General features: G+C 42.7%; 16 protein-coding genes and 1 other RNA gene. 4 read left to right on the top strand and 13 right to left on the bottom strand.

Features of this window, described 5'->3' with window-relative positions:
- Positions 1-28 precede the first annotated feature (28 nt).
- The 10 genes from murG to mraZ are packed head-to-tail and all read right to left on the bottom strand — an operon-like array spanning position 29 to position 11,104.
- Positions 29-1,087 (bottom strand): undecaprenyldiphospho-muramoylpentapeptide beta-N-acetylglucosaminyltransferase, encoded by a 1,059-nt coding sequence (murG, locus tag PULV_RS16205; protein ID WP_193332242.1) that lies wholly within the window; start codon positions 1,085-1,087, stop codon positions 29-31.
- Positions 1,084-2,256: a cell division protein FtsW gene (gene ftsW / locus PULV_RS16200; protein ID WP_193332241.1), complete on the bottom strand. Its 1,173-nt coding sequence runs from the start codon at positions 2,254-2,256 to the stop codon at positions 1,084-1,086. Before ftsW ends, murG begins: the two co-directional genes overlap by 4 nt.
- Positions 2,253-3,581 carry a UDP-N-acetylmuramoyl-L-alanine--D-glutamate ligase gene (gene murD, locus PULV_RS16195; RefSeq protein ID WP_193332240.1) on the bottom strand — a complete coding sequence of 443 codons (1,329 nt, stop codon included), beginning with the start codon at positions 3,579-3,581 and terminating at the stop codon, positions 2,253-2,255. The genes ftsW and murD overlap by 4 nt, the downstream gene beginning before the upstream one ends.
- Complete coding sequence (mraY, locus tag PULV_RS16190; protein WP_086744166.1) at positions 3,582-4,664, bottom strand: phospho-N-acetylmuramoyl-pentapeptide-transferase; 1,083 nt, start codon at positions 4,662-4,664, stop codon at positions 3,582-3,584. It lies immediately after the preceding gene.
- The gene (locus PULV_RS16185) at positions 4,658-6,046 is read right to left on the bottom strand and encodes a UDP-N-acetylmuramoyl-tripeptide--D-alanyl-D-alanine ligase (protein WP_193332239.1); all 1,389 of its coding nucleotides are present in this window, start codon (positions 6,044-6,046) and stop codon (positions 4,658-4,660) included. The genes mraY and PULV_RS16185 overlap by 7 nt, the downstream gene beginning before the upstream one ends.
- A complete protein-coding gene (locus PULV_RS16180) occupies positions 6,046-7,524 on the bottom strand; it encodes a UDP-N-acetylmuramoyl-L-alanyl-D-glutamate--2,6-diaminopimelate ligase (RefSeq protein ID WP_193332290.1) in 1,479 nt (492 codons plus the stop codon). The genes PULV_RS16185 and PULV_RS16180 overlap by 1 nt, the downstream gene beginning before the upstream one ends.
- Positions 7,517-9,340, bottom strand: coding sequence for a penicillin-binding transpeptidase domain-containing protein (locus PULV_RS16175; protein WP_193332238.1), 1,824 nt, complete (start codon positions 9,338-9,340; stop codon positions 7,517-7,519). The genes PULV_RS16180 and PULV_RS16175 overlap by 8 nt, the downstream gene beginning before the upstream one ends.
- Entirely contained in the window at positions 9,337-9,645 is a 309-nt protein-coding gene (gene ftsL, locus PULV_RS16170) for a cell division protein FtsL (protein ID WP_086744162.1), read from the bottom strand. Before ftsL ends, PULV_RS16175 begins: the two co-directional genes overlap by 4 nt.
- 14 nt (positions 9,646-9,659) lie before the next feature.
- On the bottom strand, positions 9,660-10,598 hold the full coding sequence (gene rsmH / locus PULV_RS16165; protein WP_086744161.1) for a 16S rRNA (cytosine(1402)-N(4))-methyltransferase RsmH: 939 nt from the start codon (positions 10,596-10,598) through the stop codon (positions 9,660-9,662).
- Positions 10,599-10,645: 47 nt separating this feature from the next.
- On the bottom strand, positions 10,646-11,104 hold the full coding sequence (gene mraZ / locus PULV_RS16160) for a division/cell wall cluster transcriptional repressor MraZ (RefSeq protein WP_086744160.1): 459 nt from the start codon (positions 11,102-11,104) through the stop codon (positions 10,646-10,648).
- 456 nt (positions 11,105-11,560) lie between these two features.
- Here mraZ and PULV_RS16155 point away from each other — a divergent pair, with 456 nt between their 5' ends.
- The 4 genes from PULV_RS16155 to PULV_RS16140 all read left to right on the top strand — a co-directional run bounded on the left by PULV_RS16155 (position 11,561) and on the right by PULV_RS16140 (position 15,473).
- Entirely contained in the window at positions 11,561-13,156 is a 1,596-nt protein-coding gene (locus tag PULV_RS16155; RefSeq protein WP_193332237.1) for a S41 family peptidase, read from the top strand.
- The gene (locus PULV_RS16150) at positions 13,157-13,543 is read left to right on the top strand and encodes a hypothetical protein (RefSeq protein WP_086744158.1); all 387 of its coding nucleotides are present in this window, start codon (positions 13,157-13,159) and stop codon (positions 13,541-13,543) included.
- Positions 13,544-13,869: 326 nt separating this feature from the next.
- Positions 13,870-14,805 carry a LysR family transcriptional regulator gene (locus PULV_RS16145; protein WP_086744157.1) on the top strand — a complete coding sequence of 312 codons (936 nt, stop codon included), beginning with the start codon at positions 13,870-13,872 and terminating at the stop codon, positions 14,803-14,805.
- 59 nt (positions 14,806-14,864) lie between these two features.
- On the top strand, positions 14,865-15,473 hold the full coding sequence (locus PULV_RS16140) for a LysE family translocator (RefSeq protein WP_086744156.1): 609 nt from the start codon (positions 14,865-14,867) through the stop codon (positions 15,471-15,473).
- 95 nt (positions 15,474-15,568) lie between these two features.
- On the opposite strand, the gene PULV_RS16135 is transcribed toward PULV_RS16140, so the two are convergent.
- The 3 genes from PULV_RS16135 to rsmI all read right to left on the bottom strand — a co-directional run bounded on the left by PULV_RS16135 (position 15,569) and on the right by rsmI (position 18,764).
- Positions 15,569-17,053, bottom strand: coding sequence for a serine hydrolase (locus PULV_RS16135; RefSeq protein WP_193332236.1), 1,485 nt, complete (start codon positions 17,051-17,053; stop codon positions 15,569-15,571).
- 383 nt (positions 17,054-17,436) lie between these two features.
- An RNA gene (gene rnpB, locus PULV_RS16130) (RNase P RNA component class A) lies at positions 17,437-17,790 on the bottom strand.
- 113 nt (positions 17,791-17,903) lie between these two features.
- Positions 17,904-18,764 (bottom strand): 16S rRNA (cytidine(1402)-2'-O)-methyltransferase, encoded by an 861-nt coding sequence (gene rsmI, locus PULV_RS16125; RefSeq protein WP_086744154.1) that lies wholly within the window; start codon positions 18,762-18,764, stop codon positions 17,904-17,906.
- Positions 18,765-18,786 lie beyond the last annotated feature (22 nt).

Genomic DNA, 18,786 nt, shown 5'->3' with positions numbered 1-18,786 from the left:
CTTACTTATTTGATTCACTAAATTCTCTTTATTTACTTAATTGTTCACAGTACATAGCCATTTGCTCTGTCGCATCTAGCTTTGCTAGCGCTTTGGCTTGTTTAGCCATGTCACTGATTAATTCTTTATTCTCAACATATGGTTGCAATAGCGCAACCAAACGCTCTGTATTCATTTCGTGCTGCTGGATTAGCAAAGCAGCATGACTATCGACTAAATAGCCCGCATTTGCCGTTTGATGATCATCCACAGCATGAGGGAACGGCACAAATACGGCCATTTTACCTGCCGCTGCAATTTCACTAACGGTTAATGCACCTGCTCGGCAGATCACCAGATCCGCCCATGCATAAGCTTGATCGATATCATCAATAAACTCACTCACATTAGCGGTCAATGCAAGCGATTGATATTGCGCTGTTACGCCACCAACATGCCCCTTGCCTGTTTGATGCCAAACAGACATCGGCTTAATCTCATTTAATTTTGCAAACACTTCTGGCAGTGCATCGTTAAGCGCAGCAGCCCCAAGGGATCCACCTACGACCAAGACTTTGCATTTTTGTTCATCAAAGTGGTGAATGATCTGGCTAACACTGGTGCGTACAGGATTTCCCACCAGTGTGGCTATACCTTGTTCAAATGCAGCCGGAAACGCCGCACATACTCGGTTAGCAAACTTGGCGAGCAGCTTGTTACTCACTCCAGCAACCGCATTTTGCTCATGAATAATTAACGGAATGCCAAGAGTTTTTGCTGCTATACCAGCGGGGCCGGTTACATACCCCCCCATCGCTAGCAACACATCAGGCTGCTCTTGTTGCATAATTTTACGTGCTGTAAAAATCGCTTTTAACACCATAAAAGGAGCGGTGAATAAGCGTTTTAAACCATTTCCACGTACGCCTTTAACCTTAATAAAGCGAATATCAAAGCCATGTTTTGGTACTACGCTTGCTTCCATTCTGTCAGCGGTGCCAAGCCACACGACTTGCCAGCCTTGTGCTTTTAAATACTCAGCCACAGCAATACCAGGAAAAATATGCCCGCCCGTTCCACCAGCAACCACCATCAGCTTCTTAGTCATTTTTTTCGGCCTCCTGTGGCTTGTTTCGTGGCCATTTTAACTTCAAAATCAACACGTAATAAAATCCCTGCGGCGAGCGTCATGATCATTAAACTTGAGCCACCATAAGACACAAAAGGAAATGTCAGCCCTTTGGTCGGGAGCATTCCTGCGCTTGCGCCAACATTAACGATGCTTTGAAACGCAAACCAAATACCGATTGCCAAGGCAAAGTAGCCTTCGTACTCTTTACCAGCTTTAAGCGCCCGCTGCCCAATAGAAAATGCGCGATAAACCAAGGTCGCAATGACCAATAAAATACTTAACACGCCAATAAAACCAAGCTCTTCGCCTATCACTGCAAAAATAAAATCATTATGCGCTTCAGGTAAATATTGCAGCTTCTGCACACTGTTGCCGAGTCCCTGACCAAACCAACCACCGCGGCTGTAAGCCATTAACGACTGAACTAATTGATAACCCTTGCCAAAGGGATCATCCCAAGGCTCTAAAAAGCCGACTACTCTCGCCATTCGGTATGGTTCAAAGACAATTAAAATCACCACCAAAAAAGCCGCGGTTACAAGCAATGCAAAGAACTGCCATAATTTAGCCCCGGCAATAAACAACAATCCTAGAGTCGTGACAAACATCACTAACACAGTCCCTAAATCCGGCTGTTTAAGAATCAGCAAGGCATAAATAGCAAACACAGCTATTGGCTTCGCAAACCCTTTTAAGTTCTCTTGTACCTCAGCACGCTTTCGAACTAAATAGCCCGCGATATAACTGAAAAAGCATAATTTTGCGACTTCAGCGGCCTGCAAACCAACCGGCCCAACCGGGATCCAGCGTTTCGAACCATTCACTTCGCGACCGACAATAAGCACCAACACTAACAAACCAAGCCCGATAAATAACAACGGCATATTGGCTTTTTTCCACCACTCCATTGGCACAGTTGTACTAAACCAAAATAACAAAATACTCATGCCTAAAAACATGCTGTGGCGAATGGTGATATGAAACGGGTTATCATACAAACGCTCAGCCACTGGCATCGACGCACTGCTGACCATTACAAAACCCAAACCAATCAAAAGCAGCACGCAATATAAAAGTTTGATATCAAACAGTGGCTCGGGTTTATCCGAGCTAAATCGCCGTTGAAATTGCTCTACAAGCGTCATAGAGATGCTCCTGTCACGCACTGCACAAACTCTTTTCCTCGTGCCATGTAATTAGGATACATATCTAAACTGGCACACGCTGGTGCCAATAAAACTCGGTCGTGATGAGTCGCTAACGACTTCGCAAGGCTAACGGCTTCAGCCATGCAGGTCACTAAATGCGCCCCATCTTTTAACGCTGCGATTTGCTTGGCATCTTTACCAAAACAAATGAGTTCCGCAACGTACTGATTGAGGTAGTGAGTCAATGGCGAAAAATCCGCCCCTTTACCTTCGCCGCCCGCGATTAAAATTAATCGTCCAGTTTTTCTGGCTAATCCTTCAATTGAGCTAATCGTCGCCCCAACATTGGTGGCTTTTGAATCATTAAAAAACTCCACTCCATCTTGCTCAGCAACAAATTGGCAGCGATGCTCTAAACCTTGAAAAGACTGAAAAGCTTTATGGAAAATATCACTGCTTAACGTAAATGGTGACAGTAAGGCCATCACAGCTAATGCGTTGAGTTGATTATGTTTACCCACAGCACGCAGCGCCGATACCGGCAACACAACTTGAGAATGAGCACTAAAAAAGGACTCAGTATTAACCTCACTTAAATGAAAATCAGCATCATAAGCACCAAAGCTGACACTTTCTTGCTGATTAAGTGGGTGAGTTAGCACATCATCAACATTAAATACCGCTAATTGGGCACCTACATAGATGCGTTGCTTGGCAGCGCAGTAACTTTCCATTCCTGTATAACGATCCATATGATCTTCACATAGATTCAAAATACAGGCGGAGACTGGCGTTAAACTGGAGGTTGTTTCTAACTGAAAGCTCGATAACTCCAGTACAAAAATATCAATGTTTTCATCAATCACATCTAGCACTGGGGTGCCAATGTTACCTGCAAGCGCAACTTTTTTACCCGCAGCTTCAAGCACTTCGGCAGCTAATGTAACCACTGTCGATTTACCATTCGAGCCGGTCACAGCAACAACAGGCTTAGTATTTAAACGTGCAAATAATTCGATGTCGCCAATCACTTCCACTTCGGCGGCAAGTGCTGCTTGAACTTGTGGTGTGGCAAGCGCTATACCTGGGCTTATCACTATCAAATCACAGTTAGCTAAATCAGCACCATCAAGATCGCCAAAATACGTGTCTAAATGTGGCCACTGTAGCGCTAGTTCCTCACTACCAGCAGGATTTGGACGACTATCGACCACTTTAAAGTTGATATTTTTGCTTTGCAGAAAACGCACAGTGCTCAGGCCGGAAACTCCGAGCCCAAGCACAATAATTCGTTGTGATTGTAACTGCGTTAAATAACTCATTTATCGTATCTTTAAAGTCGCTAAACCAGCCAAAACTAACACCACCGAAATAATCCAAAACCTTACAATTACACGAGGTTCAGGCCAACCTTTAAGTTCATAATGGTGGTGGATCGGTGCCATTCTAAATATTCGCTGGCCACGCAATTTATACGAGCCAACTTGTAAAATTACAGATAACGCTTCCATAACAAAAACTCCGCCCATAATGATGAGTACTAGTTCTTGTCTTACTAAAATCGCAATAATCCCCAGCGCTCCACCGAGTGCTAGCGAGCCCACATCACCCATGAAAACTTGTGCTGGGTAAGTGTTAAACCATAAAAATCCTAACCCTGCGCCGACAATCGTCATGCACACAATCACTAACTCACTTGTCAGAGGAATATGTGGCAGGTGTAAATAAGTCGCATAATTAATGTTACCCGTCACATAAGCAATGAGCGCTAACGCAGCTGCCACTAAAATGGTTGGCACTATTGCGAGTCCATCAAGACCATCGGTCAAATTGACGGCATTAGAAGTACCGACAATGACAAAATAACTCATCACAATGAAGAAAATACCCAGTTGTGGTAAAAGCTCTTTAAAGAAAGGCACCACTAATGATGTTTCTGCGCTTAAGGTTGCCGTGCTGTATAAAAAGACCCCCGTTGCGATGGCAATAACGGATTGCCAAAAATATTTCCAGCGAGCGATTAGGCCTTTACTGTCTTTACGTACAACCTTGCGGTAATCATCGACAAAACCCACAACCCCCAATGAACCAATCACAAATAACGTGACCAACACATATTTATTGCTCAAATCTGACCACAACAAAGTACTTGAGAATATCGATACTAAAATCAAAACCCCACCCATTGTCGGTGTGCCCGATTTAGATAAGTGCGACTCGGGGCCATCATCACGAACCGTTTGTCCGATTTGCATGCGCTGCAAATAGCGGATCACTTTAGGACCGAAATACAAAGAGATAAATAAAGCGGTCAACACCCCTAAAATAGAGCGGAATGTCAGGTAAGAAAAAACATTAAACCCTGAATAATACTGTGTTAAGTATTCCGCTAACCAAACTAACATGACTGTGCTCCATTATTTTTATTTTGAGCATCTGCGACAATCTCTTGCACCAACAACTCCATACGTGAACTACGCGATCCTTTTACTAAAATGGTAATTGGACCCTCAACGCCAGCCATATCTGATGCTATGGCTGCTAATAACTGACTGCGTGATGAAAAGTGCAATCCAGGTTGTTCGTAAACATCACTGGCATAACGACTTAACACCCCTAAACTATAAAACGAGCTAATGCCTTTTTGTTTAGCATATTCACCCACTTCTTGATGATATGAACGCGCCTCTTCACCCAGCTCTCCCATGTCACCAAAAGCAAAAATTTTATGCCCATCAATGCCAGCCAATAAATTTATCCCAGCTTTAACTGACTGAACATTGGCGTTGTAAGTATCATCAATTACTGTTAAATCTTGATTGACTTCAATGAGATTTACACGCCCTTGAACCATTGGCATTGTCGCTAAACCTTTAGCGACTTGTGCTAAAGTCACCCCAAAAGGCAGTGTTAAAGAAGCAGCGATTAACGCGTTGGTGACATTATGCTCACCTGGGATCGTTAATTTAACTGCAACTTGCTCGCTACCGCAACATAAGGTAAACGATGCTCGGCCAAATCGATCGAGTGTGATCTGCTCAGACCAAACATCTTTTTGCTCGGTCGCTGAGAACTGAGTCACTTGGCTCTCACCTAAGCTGCTGAGCCAATAGTCAGCATAAGGACTATCGGCGTTTACTACGGCGATTCCATCTGGTTTTAAACCGGTGAATATTTCACCTTTGGCTTGCGCCACACCGTCTAATGAACCAAACCCTTCTAAATGCGCAGCTGCAACATTACACACCACCGCAACATCAGGCTTAACCAATGAAGTGGTATAACCGATTTCACCAATGTGATTCGCTCCTAACTCTATCACTGCATATTCATGCTGTGGCTCAAGTCGTAATAACGTCAGTGGCACGCCAATGTCATTATTGAAGTTCCCTTTTGTTGCGAGTACGTTGCCGTGATTTTCCAAAATCGCTGCACACATTTCTTTGACAGTCGTTTTACCAACACTGCCTGTGATCGCTATTGTTTTTGGTTTAACTTGCGCCATGACAGCCGCACCTAACTGACCTAAGGCTAAACGAGTGTCGGGCACAATAAACTCAGGAACTTGAACCGTCACTGAATGATCAACAATCACTGCGATTGCGCCTTGTGCTATGGCTTGTTCAACAAACTTGTGGCCATCAAAATTAGGCCCTTTTAAAGCTAAAAATACTTCACCCGGTTTGATCGTTCGAGTATCCGTATTGATATTAAGCACCGTATCGTTTTGACCTTCATACGATGTTGATAAAACTTGTTTAATCCAATTAAAATCCATTGGGATCATCAGCATTGCCCTTTTAACAGCTGTTGGACCCACGCCCTATCACAAAAGCGTAAAACCTGATTTGAGATGATTTGATAATCCTCATGACCTTTTCCGGCGATTAAAATAACATCATCAGCAGAGGCCTGAGTAATGGCTATTTCAATGGCCTTTGCACGATCGGCTTCTAAAACAACCTGACTGAGATCGCTCAGTCCTGCTGCTACATCAGCAATGATGTGCATCGGATTTTCACTACGAGGATTATCACTTGTTATTATTATTTTATTGGCATATTGCGCCGCAGCTTTTGCCATCAGTGGGCGCTTACCTTTATCTCTATCGCCACCGCAGCCAAACACACACGTCACTTTACCAGGCACGTGCTGTTGTAATGCTTTGAGTGCCAGCGCGAGGGCATCGGGTGTATGAGCATAATCAACTACGCAAGTTGGTTTATTTGGGGCACTAAATGCCTGCATGCGCCCAGAAACAGGCGCTAAACACTTAATTGCGTCAACTAACGCGCCCAACTCAAACCCTAAACTTAATAATGTCGCGATAGCTGCGCTTACGTTGTATAAATTAAACTCACCAAACAGCGGACATTGGATAGCAATATTTCCCCAACTAGTGATCAATTGGGCATGTAATCCTGTTGCGTGGTATTGCACTGATGCAAACAGCACATAATGCTCAGATTCAAGGCTTGAGATATCTAGATCGTGCGGCGCTTTTCCATAGACAACACAGCGATTAAACTCGTTATTAGCTAACCATGCTTTTGCGGTGAGATCATCGCGGTTAAATACGCAGATTTCTGGTTGGTAAGATTTAAACAGCGTCAGCTTTGCATCAGCATAACTATCCATATCACCATGATAATCAAGATGATCACGCGACAAATTACTAAACACAGCGACTTTAAAGCGATTTTCAGCGGTGCGACCTTGCACTAAACCATGTGATGACACTTCCATCGCGACTAACTGGGTATGTTGCTGATGGAGCTGACTCAAAATTTGCTGAAGTTCAACACAGGAAGGCGTGGTATTGTCTAAAGAAGTTAACGCATCTGGCTGACCCCACCCTAAGGTACCAATTACAGCACTTGATGAATGACACGCTTTGGCTAAGTGAGCGATCATGCTCGTTATAGTCGACTTTCCATTGGTGCCGGTTACCCCAATTAAGTCTAATTTTTCACTCACTCGTCCATAAAAATCAGCACTAATAATTGCGAGCTTTTCATTTAGATCATCGATTAATACGATTTTTTCATCCGTAATGCTAAGCGAGCAGTGACTATCGACCAATGCGAGCACGGCTCCTTGTTCAAATGCTTTTGCGACATATTGACCGCCATCTTGGGCATGACCCTGAATAGCGATAAAAACATCTCCGGGCTTAACTTTACGACTATCGAGTACTAAGTCCTGTACATTTACATCAGGAATTTCAATGGCAAACTGCGCCATAATTTGCTTAAGATCAGACATCATTACTCTCCTGATCTTCTAATGTGGCATAATTTTCAAGGTCTGGTGCTACATTTAAAATACGTAACGCGCCCGACATAATTTCTGCAAATGCAGGTCCTGAAACCGCGCCACCATAATACACATCGCCACCTGGTTCATTGACCATCACAACAACCGCTAAACGCGGTTCTGACACCGGTCCAACCCCTGCAAAATAACCAACATATTCGTCACCATAACCGCCGGCTATCGCTTTTTTAGAAGTACCCGTTTTACCTGCAACACGATAACCATCCACTTTTGCATTCGGTGCCGTGCCGCCTTTTTCAAAAACACTTTCCATCATCTCAACCACGGCTTTGACATTGTGCTCTTGCATAATGCGCTCGCCAGGCATTGGCTCTGATTGCTTTAAAATAGTCAACGGACGTGAAATTCCCCCCGAGCCAAGCGTGGCATAAACTCGCGCTAACTGTGCCGTACTTACAGAAACCGCGTATCCATACGATAATGTCGCAATTTCAAAATCAGACCAACGACGATCGGGGCGATATAAACCGCTGCTTTCTCCGACCATATTGGTACCAGTATCTTCACCAAAACCAGCTTTTTGATAAAAGCGGACTAAGTAATCTTTTGGTAACGTTTGTGCGATTTTGGCAACACCCATATTGCTCGATTTTTTTAAAATCTCACGCAGGCTCATTTCTTTATTATTACGAGGATCAGTCACCACTCGACCGCCCACACGCATCCAGCCTGGGTGGGTATCAATCACTTCGTCTGACACAATCGACCCATATTCGAGACCCGCCAATACAGCCAAAGGTTTTACCGTTGATCCAGGTTCAAATAAGTCAGTGATAGCACGATTGCGGCGTTTATGTGGGGCCGCATTGGTTAAATTATTCGGATTAAATGAAGGGCTGTTTACCATAGCTAAAATTTCACCCGTTTTAACATCCACCACCATCGCCGATCCTGACGTCGCTTTATAACTTAATACTGCTGATTTTAACGCTTTATAAGCAATACCTTGAATGCGTTGATCAATGCTCAGCGTTACATCTTGTGGTTCGACTCGTTCACGCTCGTCGAGTACTTCAATTTCGCGGCCTCTAGCATCTTTTCTAACTGTTCTGCGCCCATCCGCTCCGGTTAGCGCTTGATCGAATAAGTTTTCAATTCCTTCAATACCCTCACCATCAATATTGGTAAAGCCGACGACATGGGCTGCAACTTCACCAGCTGGATAGTAACGTTTTGATTCATCGAGTAAGTGAATACCTGACAGTTTTAAATTGGCGATATAATTGGCGACCGCAGGAGTGATTTGACGCTTGAGGTACACATAACGGCGACTTGGATCATCACGAAGACGTTGATTAATTTCACTTTGAGAATCATGCAACACATCGGCAAGCTCGCGCCAACGAGGATCGTTTTGATAAACAATGTTTTTACGTTTATCAAGCTCAGCCTGATCTTTTTGCAATAGCTCCATATTTTCGCCTTGCTTACGCGCAGCTTTTAAAACTTTCTGTTCAAGTGATTTATCGAGTGCCTTAGGATCAGCATAAACACTCACCACAGGCACGCTCACTGCCAACTCGTTGCCATGACGGTCAAAAATCATCCCTCGTTGAGCATGAAGCGCCTCAACACGTAATGTGCGTTTATTGCTTTCATCAATAGCCATATCCGGCTCAATGATTTGAATATAGGCCGCACGAGCAGCCAGTGCGATAAACACTGCAAGCATAACAAAGCAGACGAGAAAAAATCGCCAAGCGATAAAGCTATTTCCTACCTTTTTCCTTTGACCATCCGTCATGGTAAAATCACCACTTGTTCATCTTTGCTGTCTGGGCGTTTCATTTGTAATTTTTTACTCGCGATATCTTCAATGCGCGCATGCTGAGCGTAAAACTCTTGCTCCACCAGCAAGTATCGCCACTGCAAATCATACTCATCACGTTGTTGTAATAATTTATCTTGCTGAATCAACTCTTGGCGTGACAAGTGTGTCACTTGAACCACAGCCAACGCTGATACCAAAATAAGAAAAAGCAGCCCCGAAGTGAACTTCTCCCTAAAAAGTCCCCCCACTATTTCAGCAAAGAGATTGGGTTGCCTCATTATAGGTTTTTGGCTCACCCTAACCTCTGTGCTATGCGAAGGACGGAGCTGCGCGCACGGCTATTTCGGGCAAGCTCTTCAGCGCCCGGTTTAATGGCTTTACCTACCGCCTTTAACGTCAATTTTTGTTGTAACTGCGCATCCGTTAATGGCAAACCGCGAGGTAAAGCTTCGCCTTTACTTTGCTTTTTAATAAATTGTTTAACAATTCGATCTTCTAGTGAATGAAAAGAAATCACCACCAAACGTCCACCAGGCTTAAGCACTTCAAGTGAAGCATGTAACGCTGTTTCAATTTCTTCTAATTCGCTATTGATATAAATGCGAATGGCTTGAAACGCGCGGGTTGCAGGGTGTTTGTGCTTATCTTTGACCGGCACAGCTTCATCAATTAACTTCGCTAATTGCGCTGTTGAAGTGATAGGCGTGTGCTCACGTGTTTCAATAATTTTATGAGCAATGCGACGGCCAAACTTCTCTTCACCGTAGGTTTTTATCACCCATGTAATATCTTCTAATTCAGCTTCAGCCAACCACTGTGCCGCACTTCGCCCTGCATTGGGATTCATACGCATATCAAGGGGGCCATCTTTCATAAAACTAAAACCACGCTCCGCATCATCTAGTTGCGGTGAAGACACGCCTATGTCGAGCAAAATGCCATCGACTTGACCAATTAAACCCGCTTCTTCAGCAACTTGTTTGATTTCAGAAAAGGTGTTGTACGCAATAGAAAAACGGTCATCATCGGCATATTTCTCAGCAGCTTTAATCGCTTGCGGATCACGATCAATGGCTTGTAAACGACCTTTCTCGCCTAACTTTTTCAGTATTTCACCCGAATGGCCGCCACGGCCAAAGGTGCCATCGATATAAATGCCATCTGGTTTGATTGCCAATGCATCAATGGTTTCATTCATTAATACTGATATATGTTCAAAGTTATCTGACATTAGTCGTTTTAAGCCTTATTTATTAATGTTTGTTATGTTTGACTGTGTTAAAAAGAAAAGTCTTGTAACCGCTCTGACAGTTCAAAACTCCCCTGCTGCTCTTGGGCGATATCAGCCTGCATTTGCTGCTGCCAACTATCTTCATCCCACAGCTCAAATTTGTTTAATTGCCCTACCAGCATGAGTTTTTTATTTAATCCTGCATGGGCTCTTAACGGTGAAGACAATAAAATTCGACCATTTTTGTCAAGCTGACAGTCCATCGCATTCCCGAGAAGTACTCGCTGTACTCGACGCTCATGTGGATTCATACTCGACAATTTTAATAGTTTACTTTCAATTAGTTGCCACTCACTCAGTGGATAAAGTAATAAACATGACTGCTGTAAATCAACGGTACATACCATTTGGCCTTCACAATCTGCTTGCAGCAAAGCGCGGTACTTGGTCGGTATTGCCAAGCGCCCTTTATCATCAAGACTGATTGAGTACGCACCACGGAACATAGATTGATCCAATTAGTTATTATTTGATCCCTGAAGATCCACTTTTACCCACATCTTACCACGAAACTACAGTTTAGGGCTTGACAAGCTTATTTGTCAAGCAAACAAAAAGCTTAAATCAGCCTGCTAAGCCAGAAAAAATAAGGGCTAGAACGAAGTTTATGAATTCTGTGGGAAAAAGTGGAAACATGATGAAAAAGGAAACATTAATTACTTATTTGCTCTTTAAAGCCCGTTTTTAAGATTCTGCTAGCAGCTTTTAACACCTATTTAGCTAATCAATTGTAAATAAACGTGAATAAACAATTACATTGCGATTACACAACTTTTTACATTTATTATGTTTCTAGTAATATACAATTTGAACTGGTTATAAAAGTATCGAATTCATTGTACCGGCTTTCATAAAGGGCCATTTTGAGAATTCGACCCAAAAGTAATGCAAAGGAAGTACGAATGTTTAAAGTCTATCGTTTAACAAAAATAGGTGCACTCATAGCAAGTGCATTTGCATTAAGTGCATGCGGAGGCGGAAGCAATAATGAGACGACCCTCCCTGATTCAGGAGTCGCGCCTGATACAACTTGGACAGCTGGCAACTTCAGTCCTGCCTCAACATTCAAAGATTATTGCGATAGTCCGCGCACAGGTAACGATCCTTATAACAGTAACCAACCTTATCCGGACAAATTAGGCGCGGCCGATCATGAAAAAATGTGGTTACGCAGTTGGACGAATGAGACTTACCTTTGGTATGACGAAGTTCCTGATAATAATCCTGTCAATTTCACTGTCTCTGAGTTTTTTAAACAACTGAAAACAACTCAATTGACCGATTCTGGCGCAGCAAAAGATCAATTTCACTTTGCTCAAAATACAGCTGATTATAAAAAAGAAACTCAAGCAGGTGTCGTTTCTGGGTATGGCATAGAGTGGAGTGCAATAGCAAGAAGTGCCCCTCGCGATTTCAAAGTGGCTTTTACAGAGCCCAACTCACCAGCAGCTAATGCAGGCATTGAACGCGGCTTTAAACTCACCTATGTCAATGGCGTAGACTTCATCAATGATAATACTCAAGCTGGCGTTAACACCATTAACGCTGCGTTATTTCCAAGCGGAACGGGCGAAACCCATCAATTTACATTCTTAAATCGCGCCAACCAAACAGTCACTGTCAACCTGACTTCTGCCGATCTCGAATCATCACCAGTGCAAAACATTAAAATACTCGATAGCGCTCAAGGCAAAGTCGGCTATGTGCAATTCAATGCTCATATCGCCAAAGCACAAGATGGCTTAATTTCCGCAGTCAAACAATTCTCTGATGCAAATGTGTCAGATTTAGTGGTTGATTTACGTTATAACGGCGGTGGTCTACTTGCTCTGGCATCTCAGTTTGCTTACATGGTCGCAGGTGATAATGCCACTGCAAGCCGTACATTTGAGCAAACGGTTTTTAACGATAAAACTACGCCAAGTGCCCCAACCCCATTCTACTCAAAGCAAATTGATTACTCTGCCAGTGTGCTGACGAATACCAATTTGCCAAGCTTATCACTTAATCGCGTGTTTGTTTTAACCACATCACAAACTTGCTCTGCCAGCGAAGCGTTTATAAATGGCTTACAAGGTATTGATGTTGAAGTGATCCAAATCGGTGGACAAACCTGTGGTAAGCCTTATGGTTTTTACCCAACAGATAATTGTGCGACGACGTATTTCAGTATTCAATTCTCAGGCGTCAACGCGAAAGGCTTTGGTGATTATGCTGATGGATTTAAACCTTCTTTAGCACCACAATATGACGATCAAATCAAAGGCTGCGACCTCAGCGATGACTTCAGTAAAGTACTTGGCGATCCGAGCGAAAGATTACTCAATGGAGCTCTGACCTACATAAATACGGGCAGTTGCCCTGTCAATAAAACACAAATGAGATCGGCACCCAAACCGTCTTATACTCATAATAAAGAAGATGTATTTGATATACGCTATCAATCCTTCTTGCTTGAAAACAAAATTAATGCCCAACCCATCAAGCAGGAGCAATAGATGAAAGCAATGTCACTCAAACGACTCACACCTGTCTTATTTGGCACTTTATTAATAATGACAGGTTGTCAGCAAACTCACGCACAATTACAGCCTGCGCGAATTGCAGATGTTAGCGCCCAAAGTAAAGCACAGTTACAAAAAGCCATACAAAACTTACTTAATCGCGATATCAAAATTGCAGATAACGCGTTTAGTCAAGCTAATGAGATCCTCGTTGAACGCGCAATCTTAAAAGATGACCGAGGTTTGCCCATCATAGGGCGGGAATTTGGCAATGTGTTAAAACTATCATTACTCACAGATGGCAGTAGCTGCTTTTTACAATCAAGTGAAACCGCTGAATTGCAAGTCACTGTCGAAGGTGTCCGCTGCATCGCCCTGTAGCAAAAACCAAGTTATAAAAACCAAACTAGAAAAAGCCCCTCAAGGGGCTTTTTCTATCTAACCTACAATCAGATTATTTACAAACCTCTCGCCTATTTTTATTTAAAATGAAAAAAAAGACTACTTAACATGAGTAGATATGATTATTAAGCATACCAAGTTAAGCTTACACTTAGCTCTTCTTAGTAAAAGAAAGTAAAGTGCAAACAAACGAATCAGCTTACCCAGTCGTGTTCATCATGCACTCCCTTACTGTTACTCTGAGCACGCAGTGTTTTGTATACCTTTTAATAAAATCCAAAATGCATTAGGACTAAATCAGATTCATGAATAACTATAAATTATTGCCTGCGCTGATGTCGCTTTTAAATACGCGCAACCTGACCGAATCAGCAAAGCAGCTGAATGTTAGCCAGTCTGCAATGAGCAAAACACTGATTTTAATTCGCCAGTCTTTTAACGATCCTATTTTAATTCGTGAAGGAAATAGCTTTCGCCTTACGCACCGTGCTGAGCAATTAAAACAACAATTACCAACTCTTTTGAGCAGTATTGATGCATTGTACCTCCCTGAATCGTTTGATTTAGCACTCTGTGACCGCCAATTTAATTTAGCTTCTAGCGATTATGTCGCTCAATTTGTACTGCCAGAAATTTGCCATCAAATGCAACATCAAGCCTCTCACGCAACAATTAATTACCAACTTTGGCAAAGCGCTTGGCTAAGTGAATTAGCTGATCAAAACATAGACTTAGTTTCGACCATCGCAGATGGCATTCCCGAAAACTTGTACGGGATACAAATGACTGAAGATCCACTGGTTGTTGTCATGCGAAAAGGACATCCTTTAAGTCAATTTGATTTAGATTTGAAACTGTACTGCGATGCTCGCCACATTGTGATCAGTGGTGGGGGAGATAAAGACAGCGCACTTCACATCGCGTTAAATAAACTCAATAAACAGCGAAAAATTTTTGCTAACGTGCCTTTTTTTCAAACTGCAATTGAGCTGTTGAGCACAACAGACACTATATTAACCACCCCGTTACACATTGCTGCCACGTATGCCAAAAGAAATAATCTTGTAATTAAACCTTTACCCCTGGTGGTGAAAAATAATCACTACTACGTACTTTGGCATGCTAAATACCATCATGACCCAGCACATAAATGGTTTCGTGAACTTTGTTTTCCCTTGTTCAAACAACATATATTAACGACCGTCCAACTAGGGCAAACTTTGATCCATCAAAATAAGTAATAAAACACTTATTCCAATACATGGTTGGCATTAACATCACTCAATACAGGATTATATTTATGGAATTAACAGCTTGGTTATCTTTAGCAAGTATTTGCGTACTGGGCGCCATGACTCCAGGCCCCAGTCTTGCCGTGATATTGAAACATACCGTAGCCGGCGGTCGCAGCCACGGTTTGTGCGCAAGTATTGCTCACGGTTTAGCGATTGCCCTATATGCACTACTCACCGTACTCGGCATGGCGCTCATTATTACCAACACACCTTGGCTGTTTAATATTATTAAATATGCCGGAGCCGCATTTTTACTCTACCTCGCTTATCAAGCGCTCACAGCCAAAGCAGGAAACGACAAACTCACGATCAATAAAGAAACGGTCACCTTGTGGCAAAGCGCCCAAGAAGGATTTTTAATCGCATTTTTAAATCCTAAAATTGCACTATTTTTTATCGCCCTGTTTAGCCAATTTATTGATATTGATGCCAACTGGCCTGAAAAAATGTTGATGGTTGCCACTGTTAGCGGCATTGATACGCTGTGGTATTGCTTGATCTCTGTGCTACTTTCGCAATCAAGCATGCTGGCAAGTTTACGAAAAAACAGTCATATCGTAGATAAAATAACAGGGGTTGCACTGCTTTTGGTCACTGCAAGAGTATTGCTTTAGTTTGATGAGTCATCTTTCAAACAAAAAACCGGCGCCATACGCCGGTTTTACCTTTAAACTTCACTCTATAACGCTTTTATCAGTCTATGTGTGGGTTACAGCTTTAACTGTGCTTTTAAAGCGGCAACTCGCTGTTGTGACATTTGCGCGTTTGGGTTGAGCCTTACAACGGCTTCATAATTTTTTAATGCGTCTGAATAACGCTCTTGCATGTCGTATGCTTTTGCTAAACCAAAATAATAAAAAGAGTGCGGATCATTATTGGAAATCGAAAACTGAAATATCTCAATTGCATCCTCCACTCGCTGTGCGGCTAATAACTCAAATCCCCATTCTGCGATGATATCAATATCAAAGGTGACTCCTGTATCCTGCTCAGCTTTTTTAAATGTCTTCGCAAATTCTCCAAAACCATTTTCTGTTGTTAATTTGTCTAAATACTCCATCGGCCTATATGAGCTCACTTTGTCAGGATGATTAAAGTTAGGAATATAATAAGCCGCGATATCATCAACAAAAGTAATCGGTAACGCCCCGAGTAAGTTAGTTAACACAATCACTGAGACATCATCTTCTGGGTAAGTAATCAATGTACTGGCATTGGCGCCACTGGCGCTGATGCTGGGATGATATTTACGTTGTCCAACTTGCCAACCCATCGCATAACCATTTTCTTTGTTATTAAAGCCTTCGGTTCTATTATTGTTGAGCTTAACGGGTTGCCATAATTGCTCGACCTCTTTTATTAACTGACCACTTTGCAACGCAATAATATAATCAGCTAGCTCTAGTGCGGTCGAACTCATCCCAGCTGCAGTTCTTAACATATGCGCGAATTCACCATAAAAGTTTTTATACTCACCACTTTCTAGATAAATATATTGTCTTGATTGATTGGGGATCACCAACTCAAGGTTACTGAATCCAGCTTGGGCTGTTTGTTTCATTCCAACAGGTTTAAGCTGAAAATCGGTGATAAAATGAGTGAATCCCTCTGGAATATAGCGTTCTATCAGCTTACCTAGGACGATGTACCCTGTTTGATTGTAACTAAAGCGGCTGTTTGGATTGAATAAAAATGGGCGCTCCTGAACAGCCTGCCAAGACGCATCAATATTGCCAGGTACAATTAACTCCAGCGAACTGGTAGAAGCCAAAATCTCAGGTAACCCTGTGGTGTGCGCCATCAACTGCTTAATAGTTAATTCATGCCACTTGAGTGGTAATGAAGGCAAATGCAGACCGATTTTATCATCGAGTTTAATCACTCCTTGATCTACCAACTGCAAAATAGCCACACCAGTGAATGCCTTAGTCATTGAATTAATAGCAAAGAGCGTTTTATCTGTCACTGGCACATTATGCTGTAAATCAGCCATACCATAACTTGCCTGCTTAACGACCTTGTTACCTTTTACAACAGCTAATTGTAAACCTGGGATGTTACGCTCTTTCATAACCATCTCTATAAACTGATCTAAAGAAGGTTCAGCATAGGATGCAAACGCAGAGAGTGGCGAGAAAACGAGCCCCATCATGAAAAAATATGTGGAAAATAGATTTTTGTTATTTTTGGTCATTATAAACCCTTGTTTTTATATCGCTTTAACTAATATTAATGTTGCTAAAGCATGACACATGCCAAAATTAAAAGTTATTTATTTCAATAGCTTACATTAATTCCACTTTTATAAATAAGTGAAAGAATGAAGCTTTTAATCAAACTTGCTAATAAGTCGTGATTTTTACTATCAAAACACAACGCAACCAATAGTTATTAATAACAGGTAACAACCGCAACTTGGTATTTAGCAAAATGACTTTATTATTTGGTATCGGATTGAATTTAGTATTAGTGAGCAGCAGGATTTTACCTCTTATCAACCAGAGAGGCGTTTATTTAACTTGTAATCAATCAAGAAACAAAAAAAGCCCGATGCAATGCATCGGGCTTTTTTATAATTTAGTGAGTCAGCCAATAAGCCGGGTTCTGTCGTGGATAATCATTCGTCTAGGCCTAAAATCGCTCTTAGGCTCAAGCAACCTACCCGGTTCCGATGTGGGCCACACCATAAGGAACCCTATTTGGTCTTGCTCCGGGTGGAGTTTACCTTGCAACCAACTGTTACCAGTGGCCCGGTGCGCTCTTACCGCACCCTTTCACCCTTACCAATCCGAAGACTGGCGGTCTCCTCTCTGCTGCACTTGTCGTAGGCTCACGCCCCCCAGCCGTTAGCTGGCACCCTGCCCTATGGAGCCCGGACTTTCCTCCCCCTGATCATTTTCGTCACAGGCAGCGATTATCTCGGCCGACTCGGGCGGCATTATACGCAATTAGCTTCCTAGTTACAGTTTTATTTCGCTTTTTAACGACGTCCAACATGAAGGTGCGCTACAGAAAGAGTTCATGTAGTGACATGAGCGCTGCGCTTAGTCGTCTTTATCTGCTAATACTGCTTTGTATAAGGCATTTTTTTTGATATCAAAGTAATCTGCTACGATGCCACAGGCTTTTTTCATTGGCATGTGTTCTTCGAGCAAACCCAGCATGCGCCGTGCATCAGCGGGTATTTCATCTTGCTGTTTTGCTTTACCTGGTAACATCAACACTATTTCGCCGCGTTGACGCGCAGGATCATCGGTGAGAAACGCTCGCAGTTCAACCACAGTGCCACTAAAAAAGGTTTCAAAGGTTTTTGTGAGCTCTTTGGCCAACACCACGGATTGTTCTGCACCTAACACAGCTTCTATATCGTCTAGGCTTGCCATGATTCTATGAGTACTTTCATAAATAATGCTGGTCATACCGCTTTCAAACGCAGATAAAAAGAAATCTTGTCGCGCCTTACTTTTTGCAGGGCTAAACCCTAAAAATTGAAAACGGTCAGTGGGCAATCCTGAGCAACTCACCGCGGCAATAGCCGCACATGCACCAGGCACTGGTGTCACTTTGGCGCCCTGCTCACGGCACAAACTCACTACAGAATAACCAGGGTCGCTGATCAGTGGAGTGCCTGCATCGGACACCAAAGCCACATCGAGTCCTTCATTGAGCCAATCAACGATTTGTTGTGCTTTTTGCTTTTCATTGTGATCATGCAAAGCAAATGTTTTTGCTTTGATTGCCAAGTGACTCAACAATTTACCCGTATGGCGTGTATCTTCGGCTGCAATTAAATCCACACTTGAAAGCGTCGCAATGGCGCGCTGACTAATATCATCTAAATTACCTATCGGGGTTGCTACCACGTACAAGGTACCAATTTTGTTCGATTTATCCCCATTTAACATTGAGGTCTCCTACATCAGTCAG

Origin of the sequence: Pseudoalteromonas ulvae UL12, assembly GCF_014925405.1 — a bacterium.
In the GTDB taxonomy this organism is placed as follows: Bacteria; Pseudomonadota; Gammaproteobacteria; order Enterobacterales; family Alteromonadaceae; genus Pseudoalteromonas; species Pseudoalteromonas ulvae.
Note: the sequence above shows the minus strand (reverse complement) of the source record. Positions and strands in the feature narration are given on the sequence as shown.